General features: G+C 72.0%; 10 protein-coding genes. 7 read left to right on the top strand and 3 right to left on the bottom strand.

Annotated features, from left to right (window positions below; all coding sequences use genetic code 11):
- Positions 1 to 213: 213 nt before the first annotated feature.
- Positions 214 to 1182, bottom strand: coding sequence for an HAD-IB family hydrolase (locus tag ABII15_RS17015; protein ID WP_353943178.1), 969 nt, complete (start codon positions 1180 to 1182; stop codon positions 214 to 216).
- 117 nt (positions 1183 to 1299) lie between these two features.
- On the opposite strand from ABII15_RS17015, the gene ABII15_RS17010 reads away from it, so the two are divergent.
- The 6 genes from ABII15_RS17010 (at position 1300) to hemB (ending at position 8092) form a co-directional block, all read left to right on the top strand.
- Positions 1300 to 1578 (top strand): glutaredoxin family protein, encoded by a 279-nt coding sequence (locus tag ABII15_RS17010; RefSeq protein WP_353943177.1) that lies wholly within the window; start codon positions 1300 to 1302, stop codon positions 1576 to 1578.
- Positions 1579 to 1898: 320 nt separating this feature from the next.
- Positions 1899 to 2705, top strand: a complete 807-nt coding sequence (locus ABII15_RS17005; RefSeq protein WP_353943176.1) for a redox-sensing transcriptional repressor Rex — start codon at positions 1899 to 1901, stop codon at positions 2703 to 2705.
- Positions 2702 to 4357 (top strand): glutamyl-tRNA reductase, encoded by a 1656-nt coding sequence (locus ABII15_RS17000; protein WP_353943175.1) that lies wholly within the window; start codon positions 2702 to 2704, stop codon positions 4355 to 4357. The genes ABII15_RS17005 and ABII15_RS17000 overlap by 4 nt, the downstream gene beginning before the upstream one ends.
- The gene (gene hemC, locus ABII15_RS16995) at positions 4354 to 5316 is read left to right on the top strand and encodes a hydroxymethylbilane synthase (RefSeq protein ID WP_353943174.1); all 963 of its coding nucleotides are present in this window, start codon (positions 4354 to 4356) and stop codon (positions 5314 to 5316) included. The genes ABII15_RS17000 and hemC overlap by 4 nt, the downstream gene beginning before the upstream one ends.
- Positions 5313 to 6992: a uroporphyrinogen-III synthase gene (locus tag ABII15_RS16990; RefSeq protein ID WP_353943173.1), complete on the top strand. Its 1680-nt coding sequence runs from the start codon at positions 5313 to 5315 to the stop codon at positions 6990 to 6992. Before hemC ends, ABII15_RS16990 begins: the two co-directional genes overlap by 4 nt.
- Before the next feature lie 110 nt (positions 6993 to 7102).
- Positions 7103 to 8092: a porphobilinogen synthase gene (gene hemB, locus ABII15_RS16985; RefSeq protein WP_353943172.1), complete on the top strand. Its 990-nt coding sequence runs from the start codon at positions 7103 to 7105 to the stop codon at positions 8090 to 8092.
- A gap of 142 nt (positions 8093 to 8234) precedes the next feature.
- On the opposite strand, the gene ABII15_RS16980 is transcribed toward hemB, so the two are convergent.
- Both ABII15_RS16980 and ABII15_RS16975 read right to left on the bottom strand, forming a co-directional pair.
- The gene (locus ABII15_RS16980; RefSeq protein WP_353943171.1) at positions 8235 to 8423 is read right to left on the bottom strand and encodes a hypothetical protein; all 189 of its coding nucleotides are present in this window, start codon (positions 8421 to 8423) and stop codon (positions 8235 to 8237) included.
- 211 nt (positions 8424 to 8634) lie between these two features.
- Positions 8635 to 11625, bottom strand: a complete 2991-nt coding sequence (locus tag ABII15_RS16975) for a BTAD domain-containing putative transcriptional regulator (protein ID WP_353943170.1) — start codon at positions 11623 to 11625, stop codon at positions 8635 to 8637.
- A gap of 270 nt (positions 11626 to 11895) precedes the next feature.
- Here ABII15_RS16975 and ABII15_RS16970 point away from each other — a divergent pair, with 270 nt between their 5' ends.
- The gene (locus ABII15_RS16970) at positions 11896 to 13164 is read left to right on the top strand and encodes an amidohydrolase family protein (RefSeq protein WP_353943169.1); all 1269 of its coding nucleotides are present in this window, start codon (positions 11896 to 11898) and stop codon (positions 13162 to 13164) included.
- The last annotated feature ends 95 nt before the right edge of the window (positions 13165 to 13259 follow it).

Here is a 13259-nt window from a genome sequence, read left to right as displayed (position 1 = left end):
CGCTACACCCAGTTGCTCAAATCATCGATTACGTCACTTCTGTAGCTGATCGGAGATGGTTCAAGCATCGGAGAGTGACCACTTGTTGATCGGATTAGGTCATGTTCCGGCAGCGCTCGTGACGCGTTGTGGCCGAGTGGTATCCGCGTGACTGGCCGTGTCCGGCTCCGGGTAAGACGTTCGGAATGCGCTCCCGAGGAGGGCGGCGGAGGGTCAGCGGCGGCGGCGCTGCAGGGCGATGACGGCCGCCGTGCCGCCCGCGACGGCGCCCACGCCGGCCGCCGCCGGGATGCCGACCTTGGCCGCCTTGCGGCCGGTGCGGTAGTCGCGCAGCCGCCAGTCCCGCTCCTTGGCGTAGGTACGGAGTTTGGCGTCCGGGTTGATCGCGTACGGGTGCCCGACGAGGGAGAGCATCGGGATGTCGTTGTGGGAGTCGCTGTACGCGGCGCAGCGGCCCAGCTCCAGGCCCTCGGCGGCGGCGAGGGCGCGGACGGCCTCGGCCTTCGCGGGGCCGTGCAGCGGCTCACCGACGAGCCGGCCCGTGTAGACCCCGCCGATCGACTCGGCGACCGTGCCGAGGGCGCCGGTCAGGCCCAGGCGGCGGGCGATCACCGTGGCGATCTCCACCGGGGCGGCCGTGACCAGCCACACCTTCTGCCCGGCGTCCAGGTGGGCCTGGGCGAGGGCGCGGGTGCCGGGCCAGATGCGCTCGGCCATGTACTCGTCGTAGATCTCCTCGCCGATGGACATCAGCTCGGAGACCCGGTGGCCCTTGACGATGGACAGGGCGCTGTTCTGCGCGTCCTGCATGTGCTCGGGATCCTCGATCCCGGCGATCCGGAACCATGCCTGCTGCCAGGCGAACCGGGTCAGCTCGCGGCGCTGGAAGAACTTCCGCTTGTACAGGCCGCGGCCGAAGTGGAAGATCGCGGCGCCCTGCATCACGGTGTTGTCCAGGTCGAAGAAGGCCGCGGCCTTGTCGTCGCCGACGACCGGGAAAACGGGTTCCTGTTCCTCTTGGTCCCGTTCCTCTTCGCCCGGCGGCGCCTGGTTCTCCAGCTGGTCGGCGTCCTCCAGTTCCAGGGAGGACTTGCGCGCGGCCTCGGCCGAAGCCTCGCCTGCCAGCACGCTCCGCGCGGTGGCGGAGCGCCTACGGGGTGTGAGCCATCCGAGAGCGGCCATGCCGTGAGCATAGCCAGTTTGTTCGGTGGTTCCGGAGTCGAGCGGATTTCGAGAAGCTGTCGCTCTGTGAAATCCAGGCGTCGTGAGGGGCCCGGACAGGGGGCCAGAATGGCCGGTATGAGTCCCATCTTTCGCCGGAGCGAGAAGAAGAATCCAGCCGACCGGGTGGTCACGCTGATCGGGAAGCCCGGGTGTCATCTGTGCGACGACGCACAGGAGGTGATCGAGAAGGTCTGCGCCGAGGTCGGCGCGTCCTGGGAGAAGAAGGACATCACCGAGGACGCGGAGCTGCACCGCTTGTACTGGGAGCAGATCCCGGTCGTCCTCGTGGACGGGGCGCAGCACGACTTCTGGCGCGTACAGGAGGAGCGACTGCGGCGGGCGCTGACGGGCTGAGGGGGTGCGCAGCCGTCGCACACGTCACTGACCGACGAGTCCAAACAGGCTCAAATGTCGCTTAGGATCGAGGGCGGTTTTGGTCTCGGGGGCGTGGATCGTAAGGAGTGTGTGCGGTTTTGCCCCCCACAGGTGAGCAACGAAGCTGCCTGCGCGCCGGTTCCACCAGGGCGCGCCGGGGGCGCGTGACCCCGGTCACGTTGGCCGGGCAAATCGGACACCATCTTTGTGCACGCGTTCACAAAGACATAGCCTGCATTCGACGGGGCGGTCTGGGAACGAACGGCCGCCTGCAGCCCCGCTCTACCCGCAGGAGCACCGTGGCAACTGGCCGAACTCACCGACCGGCGACCCGCAGCCGAGGAATTCCCGAGGCCACCGTCGCCAGGCTTCCGCTGTACCTCCGCGCGCTGACCGCACTGTCGGAGCGCTCGGTACCCACGGTCTCCTCCGAGGAGCTCGCGGCCGCGGCGGGGGTCAACTCCGCGAAGCTGCGCAAGGATTTCTCGTACCTCGGTTCGTACGGGACCCGGGGCGTCGGCTACGACGTCGAGTATCTCGTGTACCAGATCTCCCGCGAGCTGGGCCTCACCCAGGACTGGCCGGTTGTCATCGTCGGCATCGGTAACCTCGGTGCGGCGCTGGCCAATTACGGCGGGTTCGCCTCCCGTGGCTTCCGGGTCGCCGCGCTCATAGACGCCGATCCCGCGATGGCCGGAAAGCCGGTCGCCGGGATGGCCGTGCGGCACACCGACGAGCTCGAGAAGATCATCGACGACAACGGCGTCTCCATCGGCGTCATCGCGACCCCGGCCGGTGCCGCGCAGCAGGTCTGCGACCGGCTCGTCGCCGCCGGAGTCACCTCCATCCTGAACTTCGCGCCCACCGTGCTGTCCGTGCCGGACGGGGTGGACGTGCGCAAGGTCGATCTCTCCATCGAGCTGCAGATCCTCGCCTTCCACGAGCAGCGCAAGGCCGGCGAGGGGGCCGTCGACGGGGAGAGCCCCGCCGAGGGCGCCGTCGGCGTCGAGGGCCCGGCCGCCAAGGTCACCAAGCCCGCCGCGCAGTCGGCCGAGAAGAACCGCAAGGGACCCGACGGGGACGTGCCCGCCGTGATGCCGGCATGAGTCTCCTCGTCGTCGGGCTGAGCCACCGCAGCGCCCCGGTCAGCGTCCTGGAGCGGGCCGCGCTCCAGGCGGACACCCAGGCCAAGCTGCTCCAGGACACCCTCGCCGCCGAGCCGGCCGCCGAGGCCGCGGTGCTCGCCACCTGCAACCGCATCGAGCTGTACGCGGACGTGGACAAGTTCCACGCCGGTGTCGCCGAGCTGTCGACGCTGCTCGCGCAGCACAGCGGTGTGGGGCTCGAGGAGCTCACTCCCTATCTGTACGTGCACTACGAGGACCGGGCGGTCCACCACCTGTTCTCGGTGGCGTGCGGGCTCGACTCGATGGTCGTGGGCGAGGGCCAGATCCTCGGCCAGATCAAGGACACCCTGGCGCGCGCCCAGGAACTGCACTCCGCGGGCAAGCTGCTGAACGACCTGTTCCAGCAGGCGCTGCGGGTCGGCAAGCGGGCCCACTCGGAGACCGGCATCGACCGCGCCGGTCAGTCGCTCGTCACCTTCGGCCTCGAACAGCTCGCGCTCGCGCGGCCGGTGGAGGACTGGGCGGCCGGGAAGCGCGCCCTGGTCATCGGCGCCGGGTCGATGTCCTCGCTGGCCGCGGCCACGCTCGCGCGGGCCGGCGTCGCCGAGATCGTCGTCGCCAACCGCACCGCCGAGCGGGCCGACCGGCTGGTCGAGATCCTGACCGAGGGCGGGGCCGCGGCCCGGGCCGTCGCGATGGACGCCGTGGCGGACGAACTGACACGTGCCGACGTCGCCATCTCCTGCACCGGCGCCACCGGCCTGGTGCTGACCGCCGACGCGGTGCGCGCCGCCGTCGCCGGGCGTACCCCCACCGCGGGCGCCGAGGTGCCCGCCCCCACGACGTCCGGCACCGGCAAGGCCGTCACCGACGCCGGTCCGGCCGAGGTGGTCCGTGGCGGGTTCTCCGTCGAGGGCGAGGCCGCCGTCGCCGGGATGGACGCCGCCGAGCTGGAGCAGCACGGCGCCTGGGTGGACAACGCCCCGGGCCGCCGGGTGCAGGCTCCCGAGGCCTCCGAGGCGGACGCCATCGCGGCGCTGGCCGCCGTCGGCCGCGTACCGGAGATGCGCCGCGAGCGGGCTCCCGAGCCCGTGCGCGATGTCGCCCTGGCCCTGCTGGACCTGGCGATGCCGCGCGACATCGACGCGGCCGCGCACCGCCTCGACGGGGTTCGCCTCGTCGACATCGAGTCGCTCGCCGACGCCTCGGCCGACGCCCCGATGGCGGCCGACGTGGACCAGGTGCGCTCGCTGGTGGCCGAGGAGGTCACCGCGTTCGGCGCGGCCCAGCGGGCGGCGACCATCACGCCGACCGTCGTCGCGCTGCGCACGATGGCCGCGGACGTGGTGGCCAGCGAGATCGCGCGGCTCGACGGGCGGCTGCCCGGCCTCGACGGCAAGCAGCGCGCGGAGATCACCCAGACCGTGCGGCGCGTGGTGGACAAGCTCCTGCACGCGCCGACCGTACGGGTCAAGCAGCTCGCGGCCGAGCCCGGTGGCGCCGGGTACGCGGACGCGCTGCGCACCCTTTTCGACCTGGACCAGGAGACGGTCGACTCCGTCTCCCGGGCAACCCCCCAAGACCGTGAATCCGCTACCGGCACGGCAGGCAAGAATCGAGGCCCGGCATGACCGCCGAGAGAGCACTGCGGCTGGGCACCCGGCGCAGCAAGCTCGCCATGTCCCAGTCGGGGCATGTAGCCGAAGCCGTACGGCAGTTGACCGGCCGCGAGGTCGAGCTGGTCGAGATCACGACGTACGGTGACACGTCCCGCGAGCACCTCGCGCAGATCGGCGGCACCGGCGTCTTCGTGACGGCGCTGCGCGACGCGCTGGAGCGCGGTGAGGTCGACTTCGCCGTGCACTCGCTCAAGGACCTGCCGACCGCGCAGCCCGAGGGGCTCGTGCTGGCGGCGCTGCCCGTCCGCGAGGACCCGCGCGACGTGCTCATAGCCCGCGACGGCCTGAAGTTCACCGAGCTGCCCGCCGGCGCACGGGTGGGCACCGGTTCGCCGCGCCGCATGGCGCAGCTGAACGCGTACGCCCGCAGCCACGGCATGCGCATCGAGACCGTGCCGATCCGCGGGAACATCGACACCCGCGTCGGCTACGTCGAGAAGGGCGAGCTGGACGCCGTCGTGCTGGCGGCCGCCGGGCTCAACCGCATCGGTCGGAGCGCGGAGGTCACCGACTTCCTCTCCACCGACATCGTCCTGCCCGCCCCCGGCCAGGGGGCTCTGGCAGTCGAGTGCACCGCGACCAACGGTGAACTCGCCGCCGCGCTCGGAGAACTGGACGACCCGTTCACCCGGGCCGCCGTGACCGCCGAGCGGTCCCTGCTCGCCGCCCTGGAGGCCGGCTGCAGCGCACCTGTGGGTGCGCTGGCCGACCTGCTGGCCGACGGGCAGATTGCCAAGGAAATGCGCCTGCGCGGCGTCGTCGGCACCACCGACGGCTCCGAGCTGGTGCAGCTGACCACCACCGGTCCCGTGCCCTCGTCGCAGGACGAGGCGCTGGCGCTCGGGCGGGAACTCGCCGCCGAGATGCTGGCCAAGGGTGCGGCCGGTCTGATGGGGGAGCGAGCACTTTGAGCCCCACCACCGCTGAATCGACCGCCTGTGCACCTGGGCACGTCACCTTCCTGGGTGCCGGTCCCGGTGATCCAGGACTGCTGACCCTACGGGCCGTGGAAGCCCTGACCCGAGCGGATGTGCTGATCGCCGAGCCCGAAGTGCTCGACGTCGTGCGCACGCATGCCAGGGCAGGCGTGACCGTCCTCGACTCGACGGGCGCGCCGGCGCAGCCGGGTCTCGCTGACGAGGCGTCAACTGCCGTCGCGGTCCCGGCTCTGAGGGACTGGGCCAATCTTGTCATGGAGGCCGCGCGGAGCGGCAAGCGGGTCGTCCGTGCGGTCACGGGGGACCCCGGGCTCGACACGTACGCGGCCGAGGAGATGCTCGCGTGCGCCGCGCAGGGCATCGGTTTCGAGGTCGTCCCGGGCATCGCCGCGGCCGTGGGCGTGCCCGCGTACGCCGGTGTGCCGCTGCGCGACGCCGAGGGTACCGACGTGCGGTTCGTCGACGCCCGTACCGCATCCGACCGCTGCTGGACCGAGGTCGGCGCGTCCGACTGCACGGTCGTGGTGTCGACGACGCTGGACTCGGTGGCGGCCGCCGCCGGTGAGCTGGTCGCCGCGGGCCGCAAGCCCGACACCCCGCTGTCGGTGACCGTCGCGGGGACGACGACGCGGCAGAAGACGTGGTCCGCCACGCTCGGCACCATCGCGCAGACCTTCAAGCAGGCCAAGGTGCTGCCGTCGCCGGAGGGCAATCGTCCGGTGATAGCCGTGGTCGGGGAGCGCAGCGCCACCGCCCAGCGCGACCAGCTGTCCTGGTTCGAGTCGAAGCCGCTGTTCGGCTGGCGGGTGCTCGTGCCCCGGACGAAGGAGCAGTCGGCGGCGCTCTCCGACCAGCTCCGCTCCTACGGCGCGGTGCCGCACGAGGTCCCGACGATCGCCGTCGAGCCGCCGCGCACCCCGCAGCAGATGGAGCGCGCGGTCAAGGGCCTGGTCACGGGCCGCTACGAGTGGATCGCCTTCACCTCGGTGAACGCGGTGAAGGCCGTCCGGGAGAAGTTCGAGGAGTACGGGCTCGATGCCCGTGCCTTCGCCGGGATCAAGGTCGCCGCGGTGGGCGAGCAGACGGCGAACGCGCTGATCGCGTTCGGTGTGAAGCCGGACCTGGTGCCCAGCGGTGAGCAGTCGGCCGCCGGTCTCCTGGAGGACTGGCCGCCGTACGACCCGGTCTTCGACCCGATCGACCGTGTCTTCCTGCCGCGCGCCGACATCGCGACCGAGACGCTGGTCGCCGGGCTGATCGAGCTGGGCTGGGAGGTGGACGACGTCACGGCGTACCGGACCGTGCGCGCCTCGCCGCCGCCCGCCGAGACGCGGGAGGCCATCAAGGGCGGTGGCTTCGACGCGGTGCTGTTCACGTCGTCGTCCACCGTGCGGAACCTGGTGGGCATCGCGGGCAAGCCGCACAACGTGACGGTCATCGCCTGCATCGGCCCGGCCACCGCCAAGACGGCCGAGGAGCACGGCCTGCGGGTCGACGTGATGGCTCCCGAGCCGTCCGTCACCAAGCTGGCCGCCGCGCTCGCCGACTTCGGCGCCCGGCGCCGGCTGGCCGCCATCGAGGCCGGTGACCCGGTGACCCGGCCGAGCGAGCGGCGGCCCGGGGCGCGCCGTCGGCGGGCCGCGCCGTAGGGCAGAGTTGAGGGGCGGGCGCCCGGTTTCGACCGGATGTCCGCCCCGCTTCCTTTTCATGGGTACGTGTAGGTACGTAGAAGTACGTGTAGGTACGAGGTGACAGTTCAGTGACTCGGTACGGCTCTTTCCCCGGTTCCCGGCCCCGGCGGCTGCGGACGACTCCCGTGATGCGGCGCATGGTCGCCGAGAACCGGCTGCATCCGGCCGATCTGATCCTGCCCGCGTTCGTGCGCGAGGGGATCGACGCGCCGCAGGAGATCGGCTCGATGCCGGGCGTGTACCAGCACACCCGTGACTCCCTGAAGAAGGCCGCCGCCGAGGCCGTCGAGGCGGGCGTCTCCGCGATCATGCTGTTCGGCGTGCCGCTGGACGAGAAGAAGGACGCGGCGGGCACCGTCGGCACCGACGCCGACGGGATCCTCCAGGTCGCGCTGCGCGATGTGCGGGCCGAGGTGGGCGACGACCTCATCGTCATGTCCGACCTGTGCCTGGACGAGTTCACCGACCACGGGCACTGCGGGGTTCTCGACGAGCACGGGCGCGTCGACAACGACGCCACGCTTGAGCGGTACGCCGAGATGGCGCAGGTGCAGGCCGACGCGGGCGCCCATGTGGTGGGGCCGTCGGGGATGATGGACGGTCAGATCGGCGTCATCCGCGACGCGTTGGACCAGATCGGGCGCGAGGACGTGGGCGTGCTCGCGTACTCGGTGAAGTACTCCTCCGCCTTCTTCGGGCCGTTCCGTGAGGCCGTCGCGTCGTCGCTCCAGGGTGACCGCAAGACGTATCAGCAGGACCCGGCCAACGCGCGTGAGTCGCTGCGGGAGTTGGCGCTCGATCTGGAGGAGGGGGCCGACATGGTGATGGTCAAGCCGGCCGGGCCCTACCTCGACATTCTGGCGAAGGTCGCGGAGGCGTCGGACGTGCCGGTCGCCGCGTATCAGATCAGTGGTGAGTACGCGATGATCGAGGCCGCCGCGCAGCGCGGGTGGATCGACCGGGATGCGGCGATCATGGAGTCTCTGACCGGGATCAAGAGGGCCGGGGCGAGCATGATCCTCACGTACTGGGCCACCGAGGTGGCGCGGAAGCTCTAGGGCGCCGCCGGTCGCGGGTTGTTCTTCGGGTGCGCCACCGTCGTGGCTGGTCGCGCAGTTCCCCGCGCCCCTGAGACATGACTCGGCCGCGGCGGCTTCCCCTCCGCGCCGCCGCGGCCGATCCCCGTCGGGAATGGAAGTCTCAGGCGGTCTCGCCCGTGGCGTGGTAGTCGTCCGTGGACGCGTCGCCCTCGCCGGTGGCGTGGTTGTCGTTCGGCTTCACGACGACGGGCTTCCCGGTGACGGGCTTCGCCGCGGCCAGGGTGGGCTCGGTCTCCGCGCCGGTGGCGTGGTAGTCGTTCGGCTTGACGGTGCCGGTCTCGTCGGCCATGAAGGTCAACTCCTCGATGTGGGACGGTAGGGAGCGCGCCCGCCCGGCAGTTCCCCCGAGGACTGCCGGACAGACAGCGCAAGGCCGTTCACCATAAAGGTGAGACCCAGGCCCCGAGCCACCTGCCCCCCGTGGCGGCGACTCGGTAGTTCAGAGAGTGCCGGGTCGCGATAAACGAATGATGAACGCGCCCGGGGAACGGCCCGGAGGGTCAGCCCGCCGGTACGGCGCTGAGCAGCCGGCGCACCTCGTCGGCCTCCGCGCCCCCGCGCTCGTCGAAGATCGACAGGGCTTCGCGCCAGCATACGCGGGCCCGGCCGGTCTGGCCGATGCCGTGCAGACCGCTGCCCAGCGTGGTCAGCACGTTGGCGCGCCGCCAGTCGCCGCCGATGCCGTGGAGCACGGAGAGGGCCTGTTCGGCGTGGGCCGCGGCCTGGGCCGGATTGCTGTCGGCGAGATGGACTTCGGCCAGCCGGTACAGGGTCATGCCGTGCCACAGCCGCTGCCGGGCGTCCTGGAAGACGCGCAGGGCCTCGGTGAGGGTCGCGAGGGCCTGCGCGATGTCCCCGGCCTGCGTCAGGGCGAGGCCCAGCGCGTACTTCGCGTTGGCCAGCCGCAGCGCTCTGCCCGACGTGTCGCCCTCGTAGATGGTCAGCCCTTCCCTGGCCAGGGCGACCGCGGAGCGGTTGCGGCCCGTCGCGAGGTGGACCCGGGACAGGTTGCACAGCACGCTCGCCTCGCCGGGCTTGTTCCCGTCCTTCTGGAAGGCGTGCAGGGCCCGCGTCAGATGCTCCTCCGCCTCCCGGTGGCGGCCGGTGTACAGGGCGATGATCGCGCGCTGGTTCGGGGCGTGGCTGCACACGATCGGGTCGTCGATGGGCGTGCCCACCCGCAGCGCCCGCTCGGCCTCGGCGTCGGACTCGTCGAACTGGCCGGAGACTTCGAGGATGTGGCTGAGGGTGACGCGCGCCCGCCCCTCGGCCCAGGCGTCGCCGGCCGCACCCGCGGATTCGATCAGCGACCTGAGGGCCTGGACGCACTGGCGCGAGCTGATGCCCGACTCACCCAGGTCGGCGGAGACGACGAGGAGGTCCGCGGCCCTGCGCAGCATGCCCGGCGAGGTGGCCTGCTGGGCCGTGGCCAGGATGCCGTTCGCCTCGGAGAACAGCCAGTCGAGGGCCTGCGCGCGGTCGTCGAACCGCAGCCCCGGGTAGCTCCCCGGGGCCAGGTGGTCGAGGACCCGCTCGCCGGGCCGCTCGATGGCGTAGACCCCCGCGGCGGTCGCCAGGTAGAAGTCGAGGAGCCGGGACATCGCCGACTCGGCGTGGCCGGTGCGGAGTTCGTCGCGCTCGGCGCACGCACGCGCGTAGAGCCGTACGAGGTCGTGGTAGCGGTAGCGGCCCGGCGCCGCCGACTCGATGAGGGACGTGTCGACGAGGGACTCCAGGATCTCTTCGGTGTCCTCGACGGTCAGGTCGAGGACCGCCGCGGCCGCCGCCAGCGAGATGTCCGGCCCGTCCGCGAGGCCCAGGAGGCGGAACGCGCGGGCCTGGGCGGGCTCCAACTGCCCGTAGCCCAGCTCGAAGGTGGCCTTCACCGCGAGGTCGCCCGCCTGGAGTTCGTCCAGGCGGCGCCGCTCGTCGGCCAGCTTCGCCGCCAGGACCGAGACCGTCCAGGTGCGGCGGGCGGCGAGGCGGGAGGCCGCGATGCGGATGGCCAGCGGCAGGAAGCCGCACGCCGCCACCACGTCCAGGGCCGCCTTGCGCTCGGCGGCGACCCGCTCCTCGCCGACGATGCGGGTGAACAGCTGGAGGGCCTCCTCCGGGGACATGACGTCCAGGTCCACGAGGTGGGCGCCGGCCAGGTCGACCATCCGGACCCGGCCCGTGATCAGCGCCGCGCAGCCCTCGGTGCCGGGGAGCAGCGGTCTGACCTGCGCCGCGTCCCGCGCGTTGTCCAGCAGGACCAGGACGCGGCGGCCGTCGAGCGCCGAGCGGTACAGCGCCGCCCGCTCGTCCGGGGAGTCCGGGATCGCGGAGTCGGCGGTGCCCAGCGCCCGCAGGAACGAGCCGAGGACCGCCTCCGGCTCGGCCGCGTGCGGGCCGGTGCCTTGCAGGTCCACGTACAACTGGCCGTCGGGGAAGGCGGCGCGGGCCGCGTGGGCCACGTGCACCGCCAGCGTCGTCTTGCCCACGCCGCCGATGCCGGCCACCGCCGAGACCGCCATCACGCCGCCCGCGCCGGACTCCGACGAGGCGGCGGACAGCGCCGCGCTCAGTTCGCGGACGAAGCCGGCGCGGCCCGTGAAGTCGGGCACGGTCGCGGGCAGTTGGGCCGGGCGGACCGGGGCCGCGGCGGGTTCGGCGGGCGGCGCGGCGGACTCGGCGAGGCCGGGGTCGGCGCGCAGGATGCGCTGCTGGAGCTCGGACAGGCCGGGGCGCGGGTCCACGCCCAGCTCGTCGGCGAGCAGGCGGCGGGTGTCCGCGTAGACGGCCAGGGCCTCGGCCTGGCGGCCCGAGCGGTACAGCGCCAGCATCAGCAGTTCGCGCAGCCGCTCGCGCAGCGGGTGGGCCGCGGTGAGCGCGGTGAGTTCGGAGACCGACTCCGCGTGGCAGCCCTGCTCCAGGTCCATGTCGAGGCGGGCTTCCAGGAGTTGCAGGCGCCATTCCTCCAGGCGGGCGCGCTGGGTCTCCGCGTACGGGCCGGGGACGCCGGCGAGCGGTTCGCCGTCCCACAGGCCGAGGGCCTTGCGCAGCAGGGCCCTCGCCTGGCCCAGGTCGCCGGAGTGGCGGGCCTTCTCGGCGTCCGCCCACAGCTCCTCGGCCACGGCGAGGTCCAGGGCGTCGCGCCGGGGGAGCCGGATCGCGTAGCCGCCGGAGTCGCTGGCGAGCACGCCCGGGTCGAGGACCTTGCGCAGCCGGGACGCGTAGGTGCGCAGCGCCGCGAGGGCCTGCGACGGGGATTCGCCGCCCCACAGCGCGTCGATCAGCTCGGACGCCGTCGCGGTGCGGCCCTCGCGCAGCAGCAGCGCGGCCAGCAGGGCGCGCTGCTGCGGGGATCCGGCGGCCAGCGGTTCGGCGCCGCGCCAGGCGTGGACCGGGCCGAGGACCTGGAAGCGCAGACCGGATCCGGGCGCGGCCGGTCCGGCGCCCTCAGGCGCGCCGGACCGTCGCTGCTCCGGAACCCGCGGTCCACCGTCCATCGTCGCCGCCCCCCTGCCGCCGCACCAGCACCTGCTCGTCCCGTACTCCCGCGCCGGTGGTCCGACGCCTCTGCCCTCGCTGTCCAGGCGGCGCGCCGTTGTCGGCGCGCCCCCGGGGCAGCTCCGTCAGTTTGCCTTGTTCATGGCAGATACGTCAGCCGCGGGAGACTGTCATCACAGACATCTCACGCGTACGACTCTCACCATCCGCGCAAATCCGCCCGACGCCCACTAGCTGACGGGTCGTCAGTTCGGCGCTACCGTGAATCCATGGAGACCACGGAGACCGCAAACACCCAAAGTGCCCCGGAATCAGTCGACTTGCCGCGCATCATCTCCGTCGACGACCACACCGTCGAGCCGCCCACCGTGTGGTCCGACCGGCTGCCGAGGAAGTTCGCCGACGTGGGGCCGCGCATCGTCCGCGCGCCCCTGAAGGAAATGACCTTTCTGGGCGGAAAGTTCGCGCCCGTCATGGGCCGGCCCGGGGACGACGGGCCGATCGGCGACTGGTGGGTGTACGAGGATCTGCACCGGCCCCTCACCCGGCTCGACACCGCCGTCGGCTACGACCGGGACGAGATCAAGCTGGAGGTCATCACCTACGAGCAGATGCGGCCGGGTTCCTTCGACGTCGCCGCCCGGCTGGCCGACATGGACGTCAACCACGTCCAGTCCGCGCTCTGCTTCCCCACCTTCCCGCGCTTCTGCGGGCAGACCTTCACCGAGGCCAAGGACCGGGAACTGGGGCTGCTCGGGGTGCGCGCGTACAACGACTGGATGGTGGACGAGTGGTGCGGGCCGGCTGCCGCCGGGCGCCTGATACCGCTCACCCTCGTCCCGCTCTGGGACGCCGAGCTGGCCGCCGCCGAGGTGCGGCGCAATGCCGCTCGCGGGGTGCGTGCCGTCGCCTTCTCCGAGATTCCGCCGCATCTCGGGCTGCCGTCCATCCACACCGACGACTGGGATCCGTTCCTCGCCGCGTGCGACGAGACCGGGACCGTCATCGCCATGCACATCGGCTCCAGCAGCAAGATGCCGTCGACGTCGCCCGACGCGCCGCCGGCCGTCGGGTCCACCATCACCTTCGCCAACTGCTGCTTCTCGATGGTCGACTGGCTGATGAGCGGGAAGTTCGAGCGGTTCCCGAACCTGAGGATCATGTACGCCGAGGGGCAGATCGGGTGGATCCCGTACATCCTGGAGCGGGCCGATGTGGTGTGGGAGGAGAACCGGGGGTGGGGTGGCGTCGCCGACAAGGTGCGCAAGCCGCCGAGTGAGTATTTCGCGGAGCACGTGTACGGGTGCTTCTTCGACGACGCCTTCGGGTTGCGGAACCTGGACTCGATCGGGGTGGCCAATGTTCTGTACGAGACCGACTATCCGCACTCCGATTCGACCTGGCCGAAGTCTCGGGAGGTGGGGGAGGCGCAGATGGGGCATCTTGCGGCTGATGTGGTCGAGCGCATTGTGCGGGGGAACGCCATTGATCTGCTCGGGCTGACTCCGGGTGGGCTCTGGGGGCCCTCAGCGCCGTGATCTGACCCGGGCCGGGGTTGCGCGGGGTTGTCTTGCGCGGTTCCCCGCGCCCCTGAGATGCGCACTTCGTGCGGCCTCTCATCCAGGGAGGCGCG

Origin of the sequence: Streptomyces sp. HUAS MG91 (genome assembly GCF_040529335.1) — a bacterium.
GTDB classification, from domain to species: domain Bacteria; phylum Actinomycetota; class Actinomycetes; order Streptomycetales; family Streptomycetaceae; genus Streptomyces; species Streptomyces tabacisoli.
This window is presented reverse-complemented; position numbering and strand designations above follow the sequence as displayed.

Coding starts and splice junctions, on each gene's coding strand:
- ABII15_RS17015 (WP_353943178.1), bottom strand. CDS start 1,182: ATGGCCGCTCTCGGATGGCTCACACCCCGTAGGCGCTCCGCCACCGCG.
- ABII15_RS17010 (WP_353943177.1), top strand. CDS start 1,300: ATGAGTCCCATCTTTCGCCGGAGCGAGAAGAAGAATCCAGCCGACCGG.
- ABII15_RS17000 (WP_353943175.1), top strand. CDS start 2,702: ATGAGTCTCCTCGTCGTCGGGCTGAGCCACCGCAGCGCCCCGGTCAGC.
- hemC (WP_353943174.1), top strand. CDS start 4,354: ATGACCGCCGAGAGAGCACTGCGGCTGGGCACCCGGCGCAGCAAGCTC.
- ABII15_RS16980 (WP_353943171.1), bottom strand. CDS start 8,423: ATGGCCGACGAGACCGGCACCGTCAAGCCGAACGACTACCACGCCACC.
- ABII15_RS16975 (WP_353943170.1), bottom strand. CDS start 11,625: ATGGACGGTGGACCGCGGGTTCCGGAGCAGCGACGGTCCGGCGCGCCT.
- ABII15_RS16970 (WP_353943169.1), top strand. CDS start 11,896: ATGGAGACCACGGAGACCGCAAACACCCAAAGTGCCCCGGAATCAGTC.